This is a genomic window from Cryobacterium sp. TS_SC_7 (assembly GCF_056156285.1).
The window spans coordinates 1,625,704-1,643,505 of sequence record NZ_CM149589.1 but is presented as its reverse complement, the minus strand read 5'-3'; the positions used below and the strand labels follow the sequence as shown (position 1 = coordinate 1,643,505).

17 protein-coding genes and 1 riboswitch are annotated in these 17,802 nt (G+C 68.4%); of the genes, 10 read left to right on the top strand and 7 right to left on the bottom strand.

Annotated features, from left to right (window positions below; translation table 11 throughout):
- Positions 1-196 precede the first annotated feature (196 nt).
- Together AC0J5J_RS07575 and purU are read right to left on the bottom strand one after the other, a co-directional pair.
- A complete protein-coding gene (locus tag AC0J5J_RS07575; RefSeq protein WP_474900156.1) occupies positions 197-547 on the bottom strand; it encodes a YrdB family protein in 351 nt (116 codons plus the stop codon).
- Positions 548-593: 46 nt separating this feature from the next.
- Positions 594-1,466, bottom strand: coding sequence for a formyltetrahydrofolate deformylase (gene purU, locus AC0J5J_RS07570; protein WP_134424397.1), 873 nt, complete (start codon positions 1,464-1,466; stop codon positions 594-596).
- A gap of 167 nt (positions 1,467-1,633) precedes the next feature.
- Here purU and AC0J5J_RS07565 point away from each other — a divergent pair, with 167 nt between their 5' ends.
- Complete coding sequence (locus AC0J5J_RS07565) at positions 1,634-2,950, top strand: MFS transporter (RefSeq protein WP_474900155.1); 1,317 nt, start codon at positions 1,634-1,636, stop codon at positions 2,948-2,950.
- A gap of 101 nt (positions 2,951-3,051) precedes the next feature.
- Here AC0J5J_RS07565 and AC0J5J_RS07560 read toward each other — a convergent pair whose 3' ends face one another.
- Both AC0J5J_RS07560 and AC0J5J_RS07555 read right to left on the bottom strand, forming a co-directional pair.
- Complete coding sequence (locus AC0J5J_RS07560) at positions 3,052-3,471, bottom strand: GreA/GreB family elongation factor (RefSeq protein ID WP_134424395.1); 420 nt, start codon at positions 3,469-3,471, stop codon at positions 3,052-3,054.
- A gap of 106 nt (positions 3,472-3,577) precedes the next feature.
- Positions 3,578-5,173: an amino acid permease gene (locus AC0J5J_RS07555; RefSeq protein ID WP_474900154.1), complete on the bottom strand. Its 1,596-nt coding sequence runs from the start codon at positions 5,171-5,173 to the stop codon at positions 3,578-3,580.
- Between the two features lie 120 nt (positions 5,174-5,293).
- Between AC0J5J_RS07555 and AC0J5J_RS07550 the strand changes: the two genes are divergently transcribed.
- From AC0J5J_RS07550 to AC0J5J_RS07515, 8 genes are all read left to right on the top strand, one after another.
- Positions 5,294-8,206, top strand: coding sequence for a Na+/H+ antiporter subunit A (locus AC0J5J_RS07550; protein ID WP_474900153.1), 2,913 nt, complete (start codon positions 5,294-5,296; stop codon positions 8,204-8,206).
- Positions 8,203-8,712, top strand: coding sequence for a sodium:proton antiporter (locus AC0J5J_RS07545; protein ID WP_134424392.1), 510 nt, complete (start codon positions 8,203-8,205; stop codon positions 8,710-8,712). The genes AC0J5J_RS07550 and AC0J5J_RS07545 overlap by 4 nt, the downstream gene beginning before the upstream one ends.
- The gene (locus AC0J5J_RS07540; RefSeq protein ID WP_474900152.1) at positions 8,709-10,280 is read left to right on the top strand and encodes a Na+/H+ antiporter subunit D; all 1,572 of its coding nucleotides are present in this window, start codon (positions 8,709-8,711) and stop codon (positions 10,278-10,280) included. Before AC0J5J_RS07545 ends, AC0J5J_RS07540 begins: the two co-directional genes overlap by 4 nt.
- Positions 10,277-10,903 carry a Na+/H+ antiporter subunit E gene (locus AC0J5J_RS07535; protein ID WP_134424390.1) on the top strand — a complete coding sequence of 209 codons (627 nt, stop codon included), beginning with the start codon at positions 10,277-10,279 and terminating at the stop codon, positions 10,901-10,903. Before AC0J5J_RS07540 ends, AC0J5J_RS07535 begins: the two co-directional genes overlap by 4 nt.
- Positions 10,903-11,166, top strand: a complete 264-nt coding sequence (locus tag AC0J5J_RS07530) for a monovalent cation/H+ antiporter complex subunit F (RefSeq protein WP_134424389.1) — start codon at positions 10,903-10,905, stop codon at positions 11,164-11,166. The genes AC0J5J_RS07535 and AC0J5J_RS07530 overlap by 1 nt, the downstream gene beginning before the upstream one ends.
- Entirely contained in the window at positions 11,163-11,501 is a 339-nt protein-coding gene (gene mnhG, locus AC0J5J_RS07525; protein WP_474900151.1) for a monovalent cation/H(+) antiporter subunit G, read from the top strand. The genes AC0J5J_RS07530 and mnhG overlap by 4 nt, the downstream gene beginning before the upstream one ends.
- Before the next feature lie 6 nt (positions 11,502-11,507).
- A riboswitch (ZMP/ZTP riboswitch) is annotated at positions 11,508-11,597 on the top strand.
- Between the two features lie 41 nt (positions 11,598-11,638).
- Positions 11,639-12,937: a serine hydroxymethyltransferase gene (glyA, locus tag AC0J5J_RS07520; protein WP_134424387.1), complete on the top strand. Its 1,299-nt coding sequence runs from the start codon at positions 11,639-11,641 to the stop codon at positions 12,935-12,937.
- A gap of 213 nt (positions 12,938-13,150) precedes the next feature.
- The gene (locus AC0J5J_RS07515) at positions 13,151-14,035 is read left to right on the top strand and encodes a bifunctional methylenetetrahydrofolate dehydrogenase/methenyltetrahydrofolate cyclohydrolase (protein WP_474900150.1); all 885 of its coding nucleotides are present in this window, start codon (positions 13,151-13,153) and stop codon (positions 14,033-14,035) included.
- 6 nt (positions 14,036-14,041) lie between these two features.
- On the opposite strand, the gene AC0J5J_RS07510 is transcribed toward AC0J5J_RS07515, so the two are convergent.
- A complete protein-coding gene (locus tag AC0J5J_RS07510) occupies positions 14,042-14,590 on the bottom strand; it encodes a gamma carbonic anhydrase family protein (RefSeq protein ID WP_134424385.1) in 549 nt (182 codons plus the stop codon).
- Positions 14,591-14,738: 148 nt separating this feature from the next.
- Between AC0J5J_RS07510 and AC0J5J_RS07505 the strand changes: the two genes are divergently transcribed.
- Positions 14,739-15,215: a YbaK/EbsC family protein gene (locus AC0J5J_RS07505; protein ID WP_474900149.1), complete on the top strand. Its 477-nt coding sequence runs from the start codon at positions 14,739-14,741 to the stop codon at positions 15,213-15,215.
- A gap of 167 nt (positions 15,216-15,382) precedes the next feature.
- On the opposite strand, the gene galK is transcribed toward AC0J5J_RS07505, so the two are convergent.
- Together galK and galT are read right to left on the bottom strand one after the other, a co-directional pair.
- Positions 15,383-16,543, bottom strand: coding sequence for a galactokinase (gene galK / locus AC0J5J_RS07500; RefSeq protein WP_474900148.1), 1,161 nt, complete (start codon positions 16,541-16,543; stop codon positions 15,383-15,385).
- Entirely contained in the window at positions 16,540-17,754 is a 1,215-nt protein-coding gene (gene galT, locus AC0J5J_RS07495) for a galactose-1-phosphate uridylyltransferase (RefSeq protein ID WP_474900147.1), read from the bottom strand. The genes galK and galT overlap by 4 nt, the downstream gene beginning before the upstream one ends.
- Between the last annotated feature and the right edge of the window lie 48 nt (positions 17,755-17,802).

The window sequence follows — 17,802 nt, the reverse complement described above, 5'->3', positions numbered from 1 at the left end:
GAGAATGGGTTCACCCGGAACATAGCCGAGCATCCGATGGACCGGCACGGGGTGTCGCCACGGATCCAGATCGAGGACCTCACCGGGTTCAAGGGTGAGGATGACACCGTGGAGCGCGATTCCCTGGCCGAAGTGCGTCAGTCCCGGCGAGCCCGGAGTTCCGCGTACCGGGATCAGGGCGGAGGGGCGGGAACGGTTAGCGCAGTTCCGCGCGGCCGGAGATGACGCCGCTGACCGTGGCGACCAGGGCGAAGACCACTCCTACGAGCGGCAGGCCGAGGTCCCACCAGGCGAGTGCCGCGGAACCGAAGACGCAGATCTCGATGACCGCTTTGCCGAACGGGTCGAGACGGAAGACCGCCTTCGGGGAACGGAACAGCGCCCAGACCAGGATGGCGAAGGCCGGGGTCAGGATGCCGACCAGCACGCCGGGCCAGGGCAGCGGCCACGTCGCGAAGCCCCAGATTCCCAGGCTGATGAACGCGAACAGTTCGAGCAGGAATCGCACGATGTCGTTGGGGCTGGTCTTCGTGCTGGTCTCGGTCACTTGCCCCATCCTACCGAGCACTCAGCGACTACCTGGAGGCGGGCACTCACTTGAAGATGATGGTGCGGGCGCCGTCCAGCAGCACCCGGTGCTCGGCGAACCAGGTGACGGCCTGGGTCAGGGTGCGGCTCTCCTCATCCTGCCCGATGGCGACGAGTTCGGCCGGAGTGCGCGAATGGTCCACCCGCACGACGTTCTGCTCGATGATCGGACCCTCGTCGAGGTCGCCGGTGACGAAGTGAGCCGTGGCCCCGATCAGCTTCACTCCGCGGGCGTGGGCCTGCTTATAGGGGTTGGCGCCCTTGAATCCGGGAAGGAAGGAATGGTGGATGTTGATGGCACGGCCCTCGAGCAGCTCACAGAGAGCGGGGGAGAGGATCTGCATGTACCGGGCCAGCACGACGAGCTCGATGTTGTGCTCGTCGATGGCCTCGACGACGCGGGCTTCGAAGGCCGCCTTGCTGTCGGCATCCGTCACCGGACGGGACTCGAACGGCACCCCGTAGAAACCGACCAGGTCGCGGAGCGTGCCGTGGTTGCTCAGCACCAGCGGCACCTCGATCGGAAGCTGGCCGCCGCGCTGCCGGAAAAGCATGTCGTTGACGCAGTTGCCGGCGGTCGACGCCAGGATCAGGGTGCGCTGGGGGCGTCCGACGACATCGATGACGGATTCCATCTCGTACCGGCGCACGACCGGTGCGAGCTCCTCCTCGAGCTCGGCCCGTGTGGCCGGGGACTCCACCTGCAACCGCATGAAGAAGCGGCCGGTGTCGGCACTGGTGAACTGCTGGCTCTCGGTGATGTTGCCGCGCGCTCGCACGATCGCACCGCTGACGGCGTGCACGATACCCGGCTGGTCGACACAGACGAGGGTGATCACCCAGTGGTGGCGGGGGTTCGGCGCAAGCGAAGAAGTCATCCGACTAGGTTACCGGCCCCATGGCACCGGCCGTTGCGCGTTTGCTAGGCTGGTCGATGGTCGGCGCAGCACGCCGGCCCCGGGCGCGCACGTCGGCGCGCAGTCAATCCGGACCGGCCCGCGGCACGACCGCGCAGCCACTGTTCCCGTCTGTGAGCCACAGCGCCATGTCATTCACCGCACCCATCAATCTGCCTCGGGATTCGGGCGACTCGCCTTCGACCCCCGACGCCGCCGCCCCGTTCCCCTGGGTGGGCCTGCTCGCCCTGGCCGCCGCCGTCTTCCTCTCCGTCACCTCCGAGATGCTGCCGACGGGGCTGCTGCCCGATATGAGCCGGGCTCTCGGGGTCAGTGAGGGGCAGATCGGTTTGCTCGTCTCCTGGTTCGCTTTCACGGTGGTGCTCACGAGCACGTCACTGGCCCACGTCACCCGCCGCCTGCCTCGGCACGGGCTGATCGTGCTCGTGCTCGTCGTGCTCGCAGTCAGCAACGTGCTCACCGCCATCGCCCCGAACTACGCGTTCATGGTGGGTGGGCGCATCATCGGCGGCATGGCGCACGGCTTGTTCTGGGCCGTGGTCGGCGCGTACGCCGCCCATCTCGTTCCCCGTGAGCAGATCGGTCGCGCCGTCGCCATCACCGTCTCGGGTGGAACGCTCGCGTTCGTGTTCGGAGTGCCCATCGCCACCGCCGCCGGCCACCTGCTCGGCTGGCGGCTGTCGTTCCTGGCCCTCGCCGGCCTCATGCTGGTGGGCGCGGTCGTCGTCTGGCGCTTCCTGCCCCCGGTGTCGCATTACGGGGCCCGCGTGACGGATGCCGCAGCAGCCGACTCCGCCGCTTCCGCTTCCGCCGCGACCGACGGTCCCGGGTCCGCTGTGGAACACCCTGCGGCCGTTGTCCCCGAACCACGCCGCGACCCCACGATGCGCGCCGTGATCCTGCTCTGCACCATCACCGGCCTGACCATGGTCGGCCACTACACCTTCTACACCTACATCGCCCCGTTCCTGATCGACGAGATGGGCGTGGGATCCGGTGCGGTCGCGCCCCTGCTGTTCGCCTACGGGATCGCGGGCGCGGTCGGCCTGGTGCTCTCCGGGACGGTTTTCGGCCCCAGGCCGCAGCTCGGCCTCGTCATCGGTATCGCCGTGTCGGCGCTGAGCGTCACGGTGCTGGCGCTCTTCGCCGCGACGCTGCCGGTGGCGATCACCGCCTTCGTGCTCTGGGGTCTGGCCTTCGGCGTGCTTCCGCCGCTGCTGCAGACGCGGCTGCTGCACACCGCCTCGCGGCGCATCCGTGACACCGCGAGCGCGATCTACACCACCGCCTTCAACGCCGGAATCGGCGGCGGCGCCCTGCTCGGCGCCACACTCCTGGGCACGGTCGGGATGACGGCGGTGCCGCTGGTCTACGTCGGAATCCTGGCCCTGGCGTTCGTGCTCGTGATCGTCAGCGACGTGGTCGTGCGGCGCCGAGCGGACTGACGGCCGGCACCCGACCCGACACCGCCGGCCCACCGAACCGACACGAATGGGGGGTGCGGACGCATCCGTACCCCCCATTTCCGTCGGTTCAGGCTGTCGGTTCAGCGACCGCCGGTGTACGGGACCGCCGCGAGGATCTCGACCTGGACGGTGGAGTTGTTCGGCGTCGTGTACGACACGGTGTCGCCGACGTAGGACCCGATAATGGCCTTGCCCATCGGCGACGACGGGGAATACACGTCCACCTCCACCGCCGGGTCGAGGGAGACGAGTTCGCGCTCGCCGAGCAGGAACACCGTGGCCCGGGTGTCGCCGGAGAGCATGGCGGTGATCCGCATGCCTGGCTCGACCAGGCCGTCGTCGGGTTTGATGGAGGCCTCGGCCTGGCTGAGGGTCTTGCGCAGCTCACGGATTCGCTCTTCCGTGGCCGCGTCGGGGCTGGGCTGACTGGCCAGTACGGCGAGTTCCTCGATCAGGAGGGCGAGCGCGCTGGGTGGCATCCACACCGATTCGGTGGTCATAGGGTTCTCCGTAACGTCGCGAGACGATCTGCCTCGCAGTGATCAATCGGCCATGTTAGCCGCACCGGCTGGCGGGAAGCGGAATGGCGACTTGTGGGCGTGGCGGTTATTCCGTCCGGTTGTCGTCCGTCGGATCGGTTCCGCGCAGCCGGTCGGACAGCGGCCGGTTGGGCAGAATCGGGACCTGGCCGGTGAACCCCTCGCGGGCGCTCGCGATCTCGAGGATGCGGCCGCGGCAGGCATACCAGCCCACGATCAGCAGCGGGATGATGATCACGAGCGAGCTGATCGTGAGCGTGCCGACGGGCCAGTCGAAGGCCATCAGCACGAGCACGGCGACGAGGAAGGCCAGGCTGGCGTAGCCGGTGTACGGGGCCCCGAACAACCGGAATGCCGGTCGCTGCAGGATGCCGAGCTTCGACCAGGCGTGCAGGCGCAGCTGGCAGAGCACGATCATGCCCCAGGCGCTGATGATGCCGATGGCCGCCATGTTCAGCACGATCTCGAACGCCTTGTCGGGCACGACGGCGTTCAGGCCGACGCCCAGCAGGGTGACCACGCCGGTGAGCAGGATGCCGCCGAACGGCACGCCCGTGCGGCTCACCTTGCCGGCGAAGCGCGGTGCCGATCCCGCCAGCGCCATCGATCGCAGGATGCGCCCGGTGGAGTACAAGCCCGCGTTGAGCGAGGACAGGGCGGCCGTGAGCACGACCAGGTTCATGATCACGTCGACGCCGCCGACACCGATGGTGCCGAAGAACGTGACGAACGGGCTCTCGCCGGCCTTGTAGGCGGTGTACGGCAGCAGCAGTGACAGGAGCAGGATCGAGCCCACGTAGAACACGGCAATGCGGATGATGACGGTGTTGATCGCCTTCGGCATCACCTTCTCCGGGTTCTGAGTCTCCCCGGCGGTCGTGCCGACCAGCTCGATCGAGGCGTAGGCGAAGACGACGCCCTGCACCACGAGAACGGATGCGATCAGTCCGTTCGGCAGCCAGCCCCCGTTCTCCCCGATCAGGCTGAAGCCCGCTTCCTGGCCGGGGATCGGCGTGCCGAAGATGACCATCCAGGTGCCGACCAGCAGGAAGGCCACGATGGCGAGCACCTTGATCAGGGCGAACCAGAACTCGAGTTCACCGAACACGCTGACCGACAGGAGGTTCAGGGAGAGCACCACGGCGAGGGCGGCGAACGCGTACAGCCACTGCGGCACGTCGCCGAAGGGCGCCCAGTACTTGGCGAAGAAGTTCATGTAGATCGCCACGGCCGTGACGTCGACGATGGCGGTCATCACCCAGTTCAACCAGTAGAGCCAGCCCGTGACGAACGCCGTCTTCTCGCCGAAGAACTCGCGGGCGTAGGAGACGAACGAGCCCGACGACGGCCGGTGCAGCACGAGCTCGCCGAGGGCGCGCAGGATCAGGAACGCGAAGAAACCGCAGATCGCGTAGACGAAGACAAGGGAGGGGCCCGCGGTGGCGAGGCGCCCTCCCGCCCCCAGGAACAGGCCGGTTCCGATGGCTCCGCCGATGGCGATCATCTGCACCTGGCGGGCCTTGAGACCCTTGTGCAGTCCCTCGTCCTCGTGCACGTTGACGGCGTCGGAGATGTGCTCGAACGGCGTCTCGGTGCCGCGCCCGTGGTACTCGGGGTGGTCAGGTCTGTGGGGGAGTTGAGGCCCCCGGCTTGCACGCGTCATGGGGCTCTTCCGATAGATCGGGTTTCCGCCAACCCTAGCGGCCCCCGGACGGGGTGTGCGCCATCGGACCTCCGGTAGACTGAGATCGACACTCTGACTGGGAGAGAGCCGGGAGGCCGCATGGCGACGATCCTCCTCATTTTCGCGGCCGTTTCCGCGCTGACGCCCCTCCTCACCCGGTGGCTCTCGCTGCGAGTCTTCTACGTGATCGCGTTGCTCCCGGCGGCAGCCTTCGTCTACACGCTGGGCCAGACCCCGTTCGTCATCTCGGGCGGCTCGGTGACGGAGTCCGTCCCGTGGATCCCCGCGCTGGGAATCTCGCTATCGTTCCGCGTCGACACCCTCGCCTGGCTGCTCGCCCTCGTCGTGACCGGGGTCGGCGCCCTTGTGCTGATCTACTGCGCCCGCTACTTCACGGCCGACGAACCCGCACTTGGGCGTTTCGCCGCGGCCCTGCTGGCGTTCGCCGGCACCATGTACGGTCTGGTCACGGCCGACGACATCGTCGTGATGTTCATTTTCTGGGAGATCACGAGCGTGCTCTCCTACGTCTTGATCGGGCACTACACGTTCAAGAGGGCCAGTCGCGGCGCCGCCCTGCAGGCGCTGCTGGTGACGACCTTCGGCGGACTGATCATGCTGATCGGTGTCGTGATCCTCGCCGTGGAGGCCGGAACCACCTCCCTCGCCGCCATCGTCGCCGACCCCGTCACCGGGCCGGTCGCCACCTGGGCGGTGCTGCTCATCCTGGTCGGGGCGCTGTCGAAGTCCGCGCTCGTGCCCTTCCACTTCTGGCTGCCGGCCGCGATGGCGGCGCCGACCCCGGTGAGCGCCTACCTGCACGCCGCCGCGATGGTCAAGGCCGGCATCTACCTGGTGGCCCGCCTCGCCCCCGGCTACGCCGACACTCCGGGCTGGATGCCCGTGCTCGTCACCCTCGGCGTCGGCACCATGCTGGTCGGCGCGTGGCGGTCGCTGCGCCAGTACGACCTCAAGCTGGTGCTCGCCTACGGCACGGTCAGCCAGCTCGGCTTCCTCATGGTCGTGGTCGGCTTCGGCACCCGGGATGCCGCGCTCGCCGGGGTGGCGCTGCTCCTCGCCCATGCGCTCTACAAGTCCTCGCTGTTCCTGACCGTGGGCATCATCGACCACCGCGCCGGCACCCGCGACTGGCGCCAGCTCTCCGGCGTGGGGCGCACCGCGCCCGCGCTGGCCGTGATCGCCCTCGTGTCGGTCGCCTCCATGGCCGGTATTCCGCCGCTGCTCGGTTTCGTCGCGAAGGAAGCCGTGTTCACGGCATTCCTCGAGGCAGCCCTGGCCGGTGACGGATGGGGCTGGGTCGCCCTGGTCGGCACCGTGCTCGGCTCGGTTCTGACGGTCGCCTACAGCGCCCGCTTCTTCTGGGGCGCGTTCGGCACCCGGGTGAGCCTCGCGGACACCGCCCTGCACCCCGCGCGCTGGGACTTCCAGCTGGCACCGGGACTGCTCGCCGTGGCCACCGTGCTGCTCGGCCCGCTCATCTTCCTGCTCGACCCGGTGCTGGCGTCCTACGCCGACACCGTGCCCGGCGGCGGCGACTACCATCTCGCCCTCTGGCATGGCTTCGAACCCGCGCTCGCCCTGAGCGCCGCGGTGGTGCTGCTCGGTGCCGTGCTGTTCTGGAGACGACAGGGCGTGTCCCGGCTGCAGGGCAGGGTCCCGGCCTACATCGACGCCGGCCAGGGCTACGGCTCCACCGTGCGCGGCATCGACCGGGCCGCGGCCCGCATCACCCACTTCGCCCAGCAGGGCGGGCTGCCGCAGTACCTCTCCACCATCCTCGTTGTCTTCGTGCTGGCACTGGGCTTCGCGGCCTTCATCAACCGCAGCTGGCCCGACGCCATCGTGCTCTGGGACTACCCGGGCCAGGTCGTGATCGCCCTCATCATGGGCATCGCTGCGGTGATGGCGGCTCGCGTCGGGGAGCGCATCACGGCCGTGCTGCTCGCCGGCGTCACCGGATACGGCCTTGTCGCGCTCTTCGCCTTCCACGGCGCTCCCGATCTGGCCCTGACGCAGGCTCTGGTCGAAACGATGACGATCGTCGTTTTCGTCCTCGTCCTGCGTCGGCTGCCCCAGAAGATCGCCCAGCACAACCGGCCCATGAAGCGCCGCCGCCGCGCGCTGATCGGCGTGCTGGTCGGTGCCGTGATGGGCACCATCGGCGTGATCGCGCTCGGTGCCCGGCAGGCCCCCAGTATCGCCGGCGAGTTCCCGCGCCTCGCACTGGAGGAGGGTCACGGGCGGAACATCGTGAACGTCATGCTCGTGGACATCCGTGCCTGGGACACCATGGGAGAGATCTCCGTGCTGATCGTCGTGGCCACCGGCGTGGCCAGCCTGCTGTTCGTCTCGGGTCGAAACGCCGACCTGCCGAGGATGGGCGAGTCCGAGAAACGGCGCAGCCTGATGCACCGCCGCAAAGTCGTCGCCGACCCGCATGCGCCCTCGGACGGGCATGCCGTGACGCGCCAGTCCTGGCTGCTGGCCGGTCGTACGATCGCCGAGAAGGACCGGTCGATCATGCTCGAGGTACTCGTGCGACTGCTCTTCCACCCGGCCATCATCGTCTCCGTCTTCCTCCTCTTCGCCGGCCATAACGAGCCGGGCGGCGGTTTCGCCGGCGGTCTGATCGCCGGTCTGGCACTCGTCTCCCGCTACCTCGCCGGAGGACGCTACGAGCTGGGCGAGGCCGCGCCGATCGACCCCGGGAAGATCCTCGGGCTCGGCATCGTGCTGGCCGTGGGAATGGCCGTCGTTTCGCTCTTCTTCAGTGGGCTTCCGCTGGAATCCGCCTACTTCGAAACCTCGGTGCCCGTGTTCGGTTCCCTCTCCTTCGGCACCTCGACCATCTTCGATGTGGGGGTCTACCTCGTCGTGGTCGGCCTGGTGCTGGACATCCTGCGCAGCCTCGGCAGCGAGGTCGACCGGCAGAGTGATATCGAGACCGATCCGCGCCCGCGGTCGCAGCAGGGTGTGGAGGCTTCGGCATGAGCGCCTCCCTCACCCTCGTCGTCGTGATGGCGGTCATGTACGCGGCCGGCGTCTACGTGATGCTCGAACGCAGCCTCACCCGCGTCTTGATCGGCTTCCTCCTGGTGGGCAACGCCACCAACCTGCTGCTGTTCCTGATGAGCGGCCGCCCCGGCACTGCACCGATCGTGACCGGCACCGCCTCCGACGCTGACATGGCCGACCCGCTGCCACAGGTGCTCATGCTCACCGCCATCGTGATCAACTTCGGCATCACGGCGCTGATCCTCGCTCTCATCTATCGGTCCTGGTGGCTGGCTCAGCTCGGCGACGAGGGCGACACGCTCACCGATGAGCATGCCGCCGAGACCCTCGCAGGCACGGAGGAGTCCTTCCGGTCGGTGACCGACGACGAAGCGGCCAGTCAGGAAGACCTCGACGCGAGCGAACGTGAGCAAGCAAGCGGGCGCGCACCCGCGAGCGAGCGCGACCCTGCCGACGCCCCGGGGGAGGCGATGAACCGATGAATATCACCGCGAATACTCTCGTTCCCCTTGTCGTCGCGATCCCGCTGTTGGGTAGCGCGCTGACCCTCGCCCTCGGCCGACGCCGGCCCCAGCAGATCGCCGTGAGCGTGCTGGCCCTGACCACGGTTGTCGTCATCAGCGCCGTGCTCCTGGGGCAGGTGGATCAAAGCGGCCCGGCCGTGGTGCATGTGGGCGGCTGGGATGCCCCGTGGGGCATCGTGCTCGTCGTCGACCGGCTCTCGGCGATCATGCTCCTGATCTCGGCGCTGATGCTGCTCGGCGTGCTGCTGTTCGCCGTCGGTCAGGGAATCGTCGACGGTGATCGGGAGACGCCGGTCTCGATCTTCCACCCGACCTATCTGGTGCTCGCGGCCGGCCTCTTCAACGCGTTCATCGCGGGTGACCTCTTCAACCTGTATGTCGGGTTCGAGATGCTGCTGTCGGCCAGCTACGTGCTGTTGACGCTCGGCGGCACGGGAGCGCGCATCCGGGTCGGCGTGACTTATGTCATCGTGAGCCTCGTCTCCTCCCTGCTGTTCCTCAGTGCCATCGCGCTGATCTATGGGGCAACGGGCACCGTGACCATGGCCCTGATCGCCGACCGGGTCGGGGACCTCCCGGCCGACGTGCAGCTCATCCTCAATCTGCTGCTCCTGCTGGCGTTCTGTGTGAAGGCCGCGGTGTTCCCGCTGTCGTTCTGGCTGCCCGACTCCTATCCCACCGCTCCCGCCCCGGTCACGGCGGTGTTCGCCGGCCTGCTGACGAAGGTCGGTATCTACGCGATCATCCGCACCCAGACCCTGCTTTTCCCGGAGAGTCCGCTCTCGGTGCCCCTGATGGTGGTGGCGTTCCTGACCATGATCGTGGGTATCCTCGGCGCGCTCGCGCAGGCGGACATCAAGCGGCTGCTGTCGTTCACGCTGGTGAGCCACATCGGCTACATGATCTTCGGCATCGCGATGGGCACCCAGGCGGCCATCACGGCCACCATCTACTACGTTGTGCACCACATCACCGTGCAGACTGCGCTGTTCCTCTGCGCCGGGCTGATCGAGCGAGTGGGTGGAACCACGTCGCTGGCCCGTCTGGGCGGGCTGCTCAAGGCGGCGCCGTTCGTGGCCCTCCTCTTCTTCGTGGGGGCGCTCAACCTCGGCGGGATTCCACCGTTCTCCGGGTTCCTCGGCAAGTTCGCCCTCTTCCAGGCGGGTGCCGAGATCGGCGACCCGGCCACCTACATCGTGATCGCCGCCGGGGCCGCGACCTCGCTGCTCACGCTGTATGCCCTGGCGCGCGTCTGGAACATCGCGTTCTGGCGGTCCCCGGAAGAGGTGTCGGACTACGAGTCCCCGATGCTGGACCGCCTCGTCGAAGACCCCGAGGACACCGGTACGGTCAAGACCCGCACGATCTCGCCCCTGATGACGGGAGCGACGACGGCGCTTCTGGCGTTGACCATTGCGCTCACCGTGTTCGCCGGGCCGGTCTTCGGACTCGCTTCACGTGCTGCCACCAACATCGAGAACCCGTCCACCTACATCGACGCCGTCTTCCCGAACGGAATGCCATGACCACCAGGAAGGAACGACTCAAGGCCACTCTGAACCAGGTGCCGCTGTTCCTGGGGCTGATACTCCTGTGGATGCTGCTCTGGGGGTCCTATTCCGGGCTCACCGTGCTCACCGGGGCGTTGCTGGCCGTGATCGTCTCCGTCGGCTTCTACCTGCCTGCCGTCGAGCTGGGGCTGCGGGTGAACCTCTGGTACTCCTTCGTCTATTTCTCGAGGCTTCTGTTCGACATCGTGCTCGGTTCGGTGCAGGTTGCGGTCCTGGCGCTCTCACCGCGCTACACACCCAGTAATGCCATCGTGGCCGTGCATCTCCGGACCCGCAGCGACTTCGTATTGACGCTGACCGGGGTGTCGACGTCCATCGTGCCCGGGGCGATCGTGGTCGACGTGGACCGGGTGCGATCCACCCTGTACCTGCACGTGCTCAACGTCCATCGGCCGGAACAGGTGGAGAAATTCCGGAAGGGCGTCCTGGCCGAGGAGCGCCGAATCGTCATGGCCCTCGGATCACGGGCGGACGTTGAACGCCTCCGCCGGGTCAGCGGCGAAGACCGGAGTGAAAAAGACCAGCACGCACGCACCCAGCATGCGCGCGAGAAAAGGAAGCGGGGAGGAATCACCTGATGCACATCGTCGCCATCATCGCCGGGATACTATTCGGGGCCGCGGCCCTCATATCCCTCTACCGGATCGTGCGCGGGCCGACCGTGCTCGACCGGGTTATCGCTTCGGACGTCCTCGTCGCCACCGTGATCTGCGCTCTCGGCGCGGAGATGGCCTTCAACCGTCACACCGACACTCTCGCCGTGCTCCTGGCACTCGCCCTGTTCGCCGTTCTCGGATCGTTGAGTGTCGCCCGTTTCCTGCCCGTTCGGGACACCGAATGAGCGACGAACTGCGTGACGTGATCTCGGCGGTACTGGTGCTCGCCGGTGCGGTGATGTGCCTCGCGGCCGGGGTCGGCCTCATCCGTTTTCCGGATGTATTGTCCCGGCTCCACGCCGCCACGAAACCGCAGATTTTCGGGCTGATGGCGATCACGGCCGACGTGGCGTTGAACAACTTCACCGTGGGCACCGTCACTCTCGTCATCGCCATCGTCGTGTTCCAGGCCCTGACTGCGCCGGTGGTGGCGCATCTGGTGGCCCGGTCCTCCTACGACACCCACCATGTGCGCATCGACGTGCTCATACTCGATGAGCTGGGCACCCGGCCCGACTGATAAGATCGACCCTGTCGCGACTGGCGTAGCACGAAAGATGGTTCACCATCGGGGAGCGACTGACACGGTTAGTGACCGCACGCCTGGGCCACGACGATTGATCATCACGTCGTAATCAAAAAGTCTGAGGAGACCCCGTGCCCGATTCCGTGCCTTCGACCGTTCTGCGGTCCACGTTCAATGAGCCCCTCTCGCGGGTCGACCCCGAGATCGCCGCCGTCCTCGAGCAGGAGCTCGGACGCCAGCGCGACTACCTCGAAATGATCGCCAGCGAGAACTTCGTGCCACGCGCGGTGCTGCAGTCGCAGGGCTCGGTGCTCACCAACAAGTACGCCGAGGGCTACCCGGGACGCCGCTACTACGGTGGCTGCGAGTACGTCGACGTCGCCGAGCAACTCGCCATCGACCGCGCCAAGTCCCTGTTCGGCGCCGCGTACGCCAACGTGCAGCCTCACTCCGGCGCCACAGCGAACGCCGCCGTGCTCTCGGCCATCGCGGCCCCCGGCGACACCATCCTCGGCCTGGAGCTCGCCCACGGCGGCCACCTCACCCACGGGATGAAGCTCAACTTCTCCGGCAAGCTCTACAACCCGGTCGCGTACGGGGTCGACCCGACCACCTTCCTGGTCGACATGGACGTCGTGCGCGAGAAGGCGCTCGAAACCAGGCCCAAGGTCATCATCGCCGGCTGGTCCGCCTACCCGCGTCACCTCGACTTCGCAGCCTTCCGCAGCATCGCCGACGAGGTCGGCGCCATGCTCTGGGTCGACATGGCCCACTTCGCCGGACTCGTCGCCGCCGGCCTGCACCCGTCCCCGGTGCCCTACGCGGATGTCGTATCCACCACGGTGCACAAGACGCTCGCCGGTCCCCGCTCCGGTCTGATCCTGTCCCGGGACATGGCGTTGGCGAAGAAGCTCAACTCGAACGTGTTCCCCGGCCAGCAGGGCGGGCCGCTGATGCATGTGATCGCCGCCAAGGCGACCGCGTTCAAGCTCGCGGCCGAGCCCGAGTTCAAGGAACGTCAGGAGCGCACCCTGCGTGGTGCCAGCATCCTCGCCGACCGGCTGATGGCGGATGACTCCCGCGCCGGCGGCGTCGACGTGCTCACCGGCGGCACCGACGTGCACCTTGTGCTCGCCGACCTCCGCAACTCGCCGATCAACGGCCAGCAGGCCGAGGACGCCCTCCACGCGGTGGGCATCACGGTCAACCGCAACTCGGTGCCGTTCGACCCGCGCCCGCCGATGGTCACCAGCGGCCTGCGCATCGGAACCCCGGCCCTGGCCACCCGTGGCTTCGGCGACGAGGAGTTCACGGTCGTCGCCGACGTCATCGCCGAGGCCCTCAAACCCGACGCCGACATCGAGGGCCTCCGCGCCCGCGTCAAGGTGCTCACCGACGCGTTCCCGCTGTACCCCGACCTGCAGCAGTAACACCCGCCGCGCCCTCTCGGAGCGGGCCCGACCCCGCGCCCTGCGCCTGGCCCCCGGCCTGAACGAATTCGACGGAGATTGTGCGTTGAGAACGCGCTGACGGCATCCGTCACCGGCGTGTCGCGTAAAATCTCCGTCGAATTCGCACGCGTCTCCGGCCTCCGGGCACGCAGCACTGACGAACTTGAGAATGACCGAGTGAATGGATCCACAATGACGGCAATCACCCTCGACGGAGTCAAGACGGCGTCCGCGGTCAAGACCGAGCTCATCGACCGCATCGCGGAGTTGCGCGCGCACGGCATCGTGCCCGGACTCGGCACCCTCCTGGTCGGCGACGACCCGGGATCGCGCTCGTATGTCGCGGGCAAGCACCGCGACTGCGCCGAGGTCGGCATCGAATCCATCCGCATCGACCTGCCCGCGTCGGCGACCAGCGCCGATGTGCGCGCCGCGATCACAGACCTCAACTCCGCGCGTGAGGTGACCGGGTACATCATCCAGTTGCCCTTGCCGGTCGGCCACAACGACAACGCCATGCTCGAACTGATCGACCCGTCCAAGGATGCCGACGGCCTGCACCCGACGAACCTCGGCCGGCTGGTGCTCGGCATCGAGGGCGAACTGGACTCGCCGCTGCCCTGCACCCCGGCCGGAATCGTCGAACTGCTGCGCCGCTACGAGGTGCCGATCGTCGGGCGACGTGTGGTCGTCGTCGGGCGAGGACTCACCGTCGGCCGCCCTCTCGGCCTGCTTTTCACCCGCAAGGGGCTGGACGCCACGGTCACTCTCACTCACTCCCGCACAGTCGACCTCGCCGGCGAAGTGCGCCGCGCCGACATCGTCGTGGCGGCCGTCGGCGTGCCGCACCTGGTCCAGGCCGACTGGGTGAAGCCCGGCGCTGCGGTGCTCGACGTGGGCATCACCCGGGTGACTGACCCGATCACGGGCAAGGGCACGCTGACCGGTGACGTGCACCCGGATGTCGCCGAGGTCGCCGGTCACCTGTCCCCGAACCCGCGCGGCGTCGGACCGATGACCCGCGCGATGCTGCTCTGCAACGTGGTGAAGGCCGCCGAGCTGTCCCTCGGCCGGTAGCCCGGCTCAGTCCTGCGGAACCGCGCTCACCGACGCGTGCAGGGCGGAGTGGCGCAGGTACTCCTCGGCGTTGTGGCCGAGACCGGCCACCTCGTCATCCGTCAGGGCGCGTCGTACCTTGGCCGGAACGCCGGCCACCAGCGACCGCGGCGGGATGACGGTGCCCTCGAGCACCACGGCTCCGGCGGCGACGAGTGACCCGGCCCCGACGACGGCGCCGTTCAGCACGGTCGCCATCATTCCGATCAGCGAACCGTCCTCGATCGTGCAGCCGTGCAGCACGGCCCCGTGTCCGACGGACACATTGCGCCCGACGATCAGCGGGAACCCGTGATCCACGTGGCAGGAGACGTTGTCCTGCAGGTTGGAGCCTGGACCGATCCGGATGGGCTCCGCCTCGGCCCGTAACACGGCGTTGTACCAGACGCTGGCATGCTCGGCCAGGGTCACGTTGCCCACCAGTACGGCGCCCGGTGCGACGTAGGCGCTCTCGGCGACGACGGGTCCCGGTCGGTCAGGAAGGGTGATGATGCGGGCGGCGCTGTCGGCAGTCATACGCGTCAGCCTAGCGCCCCCGTTGTGCCGGGCTCCGCCCGCCCCGAACGACCGTCCACCCTCCGCCGAACCGTGAGTATTACCTATCCGCTGCGTGCTTTCAGGAGCGTTTCCCACGGCTCGGCGAGGAGGGTCGTAGGATTTCAGCATGGTGAACACCGCGCATCCGTCCGTCGACCGGGTTCGGGAGGCGCTCCGCGCCCAGGGTCTGGACCCGGAGATCCGCTGGTTCGACGACGCGGCCACGACGGCGGCCGCCGCCGCGGAGGCGCTCGGCATCGACGTCGGTGCCATCGCGAATTCGCTCGTCTTCACCCTGGACGGCGAGCCGCTGCTCGTGCTCACGTCGGGGGCGCACCGGGTCGACGCGGCCTGGCTGGGGGAGCGGCTGGGCGGCACGATCGGACGTGCCTCGAAGGATGTCGTCAGGCAGGCCACCGGACAGGTGATCGGCGGGGTCGCGCCGCTCGGACATCCGTCACCGCTGCGCACCCTGGTGGACGTCGCCCTCGCCGAATTCCCCGTGGTCTGGGCCGCCGCGGGCCATGCGCACACCGTGTTCCCGACCACCTTCGACGAGCTCGTGCGGATCACCGACGGCGAGCCGACCGCGGTTGCCCCCTGACCATGCCCGGGCCGCCGGCGACGGATGTCCGGCTCGCCCCGTGCATAACTCCTGCAAATTCTGCGAAAAGTCTCGAAATCAGGCTGAATCAGGCCTCGGCCGACGAAATTGCAGGAGTTATGCCGAGGCCGCCCGAGTCGGGGCATGCTGCCATTCGGCGCCGAGCGCTATTCCTGGCGCCCCGCCCCATCGGCCGCGCGCACCACGAACAGGTCCGGGACCCCGAAGCCCTGGGCCGCGAAAGCGGCGATGACAGCCGCGGTCACCTGGGGGATCAGGGCGCTCGGGGTCAGGGCGATCGCCGCTCCGCCGAAACCACCACCGGTCATCCGGGCGCCGATGGCCCCGGCACCGCGGGCGGTCTCCACGGCGAGGTCCAGCTCGGGCACCGAGATCTCGAAGTCGTCCCGCATGGACAGGTGCGAGGCGTCCAGGAGGGCGCCGATCGCGGTCGGTCCCTGCGCGCGCAGTGTGCGCACGGTGTCCAGCACGCGCTGGTTCTCGGTGACCACATGCCGTACGCGGCGGAACGTCTCGTCGTCGAGCACGTCGGCGGCCCGGGCGAGGTCGTCCACGGTGAGGTCGCGCAGGGAGGTGACGCCCAGCATCCGTGCACCGAGTTCGCAGGATGCCCGGCGCGAGGCATACCCGCCGGTCGAGTGGGCGTGGCTCACCCGGGTGTCGATGATCAGCAGCTCGAGGCCGGCGGCGTCGAAGCCGAGCGGGATCACCTCGGCCTCGAGGCTGCGGCAGTCCAGGAACACGGCGGCGTCAGCCTCGCCGAGCAGTGACGCGGACTGGTCCATGATGCCGGTGGGGGCGCCGACGGCCCGGTTCTCGGCGAGCTGGCCCACTCGGGCGAGCACGCGCCGGTCGAGCCCGAGCTGCCAGAGGTCGTTCAGGGCCACGGCGACCGCGCTCTCGATCGCGGCGGACGACGACAGTCCGGCTCCGATCGGCACGTCAGAGTCGATGAACACGTCGAAGCCGGGCACGGCGGTCAGGTCCGCGCCGAACTGGCTGAGGGCCCAGGCCACGCCGAGCGGGTAGGCCGACCAGCCCGCCAGGTTCTCCGGGGTCAGGTCGTCGAGGGGAAGTTCAACGGTCTCCGCGGCGAACGAGCTCGCCACCCGCAGCAGGCGATCGTCGCGCAGGCTGAGCGCGACGACGGTGCGCCGGTTGATCGCGAACGGGAAGACGAAGCCGTCGTTGTAGTCGGTGTGCTCGCCGATCAGGTTGACGCGACCGGGGGCCGACCACAGCCCGGCGGGGGCCGCGTCGAAGCGGCTCGTGAAGCCATCCGTCACGGTCGTGATGAGGTCGTTCATGCGTGGGCCTGCCCTTCGAGCGTGGTGCTGATGGTGGAAACGGATGCCGCGGCGCCGGCGAGCTCGTCGGCCGCGTCCGCCGCGGCGGAGCGTTCGACCGCGCGGCGAATGTTGTCGGCCGCCTGCTCAGGTGTGACGTCGCCGATCCAGGCGCCCATGGCGGCCTCCGACCCGGCCAGGAACTTGAGCTTGTCCGCGGCCCGGCGGGGGCTGGTCACCTGCAGCATCAGTCGGATCTCGTCCCGGCGCACCGAAACCGGGGCCTGGTGCCAGGCGGCGATGTACGGCGTGGGGGTGTCGTAGAGGGCGTCGATGCCGCGCAGCAGCCGCCGGTAGAGCACGGCCAGCTCGTCGCGTTCGGCGAGGCTGGTCGCGGCGAAGTCGGGCACGTGGCGGTGCGGCAGCATGTGCACCTCGATGGGCCAGCGGGCGGCGAACGGCACGAACGCCGTCCAGTGCTCTCCGGTGAGGATGACGCGGCCGCCGGACTGCTCACTGGCGAGGATGTCGGCGAACAGGTTCGGCCCGTACTGGTCGAGAGATGCGATCACGCGCTGCGTGCGCGGCGTGACGTACGGGTAGGAGTAGATCTGGCCGTGCGGGTGGTGCAGGGTGACGCCGATGGCCTCGCCGCGGTTCTCGAACGGGAAGACCTGTTCCACGCCGGGCAGCTGTGAGAGGGCGTGCGTGCGTTCGGCCCAGGCCTCGATCACGGTGCGGGCGCGCACGACCGAGAGGCTCGCGAAGGAGCCCTCGTTCTCGGGGCTGAAGCAGACGACCTCGCAGCGACCGACCGATGTGCGGATGCGGTTCAGGCCGATGGTGTTCAGGTCGTCGAGCCCGGCGGGGGCGTCGGCATCGGTGAGCAGAGGCCCGAACGAGGGCGATTTGTTCTCGAACACGGCGACGTCGTAGTTGCTGGGCACCTCGGACGGGTTCCCCGGGGTCGACGGTGCGAGCGGGTCCAGGTGCGCGGGGGGCAGGAAGACCCGGTTCTGGCGGGCGGCGGCGATGGAGACCCATTCGCCGCTCAGGGGGTCCTGGCGCATCCGGGCCGTGGCGGGGCGCGGGTCGAGTTCGCGCAGGTCGGCCGCGCGTTCCGGCGGCAGGGTGGTCTGCGGGTCATCGAAGTAGATGAGATCCCGACCATCGGCGAGGGTGTGGCGGTGACGGATGATGCCGGTGTCGGCTACGAAGTCTGGTGTGTTCATGGCACACAACACGCTATCCGATTTGCGTATCTGAAACCAGAGGCTTCG

Coding starts and splice junctions, on each gene's coding strand:
- mnhG (WP_474900151.1), top strand. CDS start 11,163: ATGAGCGACGAACTGCGTGACGTGATCTCGGCGGTACTGGTGCTCGCC.
- AC0J5J_RS07565 (WP_474900155.1), top strand. CDS start 1,634: ATGTCATTCACCGCACCCATCAATCTGCCTCGGGATTCGGGCGACTCG.
- galK (WP_474900148.1), bottom strand. CDS start 16,543: ATGAACGACCTCATCACGACCGTGACGGATGGCTTCACGAGCCGCTTC.
- AC0J5J_RS07515 (WP_474900150.1), top strand. CDS start 13,151: ATGACGGCAATCACCCTCGACGGAGTCAAGACGGCGTCCGCGGTCAAG.
- AC0J5J_RS07510 (WP_134424385.1), bottom strand. CDS start 14,590: ATGACTGCCGACAGCGCCGCCCGCATCATCACCCTTCCTGACCGACCG.
- galT (WP_474900147.1), bottom strand. CDS start 17,754: ATGAACACACCAGACTTCGTAGCCGACACCGGCATCATCCGTCACCGC.
- AC0J5J_RS07530 (WP_134424389.1), top strand. CDS start 10,903: ATGCACATCGTCGCCATCATCGCCGGGATACTATTCGGGGCCGCGGCC.
- AC0J5J_RS07535 (WP_134424390.1), top strand. CDS start 10,277: ATGACCACCAGGAAGGAACGACTCAAGGCCACTCTGAACCAGGTGCCG.
- purU (WP_134424397.1), bottom strand. CDS start 1,466: ATGACTTCTTCGCTTGCGCCGAACCCCCGCCACCACTGGGTGATCACC.
- AC0J5J_RS07555 (WP_474900154.1), bottom strand. CDS start 5,173: ATGACGCGTGCAAGCCGGGGGCCTCAACTCCCCCACAGACCTGACCAC.
- AC0J5J_RS07540 (WP_474900152.1), top strand. CDS start 8,709: ATGAATATCACCGCGAATACTCTCGTTCCCCTTGTCGTCGCGATCCCG.
- AC0J5J_RS07545 (WP_134424392.1), top strand. CDS start 8,203: ATGAGCGCCTCCCTCACCCTCGTCGTCGTGATGGCGGTCATGTACGCG.
- AC0J5J_RS07550 (WP_474900153.1), top strand. CDS start 5,294: ATGGCGACGATCCTCCTCATTTTCGCGGCCGTTTCCGCGCTGACGCCC.
- AC0J5J_RS07560 (WP_134424395.1), bottom strand. CDS start 3,471: ATGACCACCGAATCGGTGTGGATGCCACCCAGCGCGCTCGCCCTCCTG.
- AC0J5J_RS07505 (WP_474900149.1), top strand. CDS start 14,739: ATGGTGAACACCGCGCATCCGTCCGTCGACCGGGTTCGGGAGGCGCTC.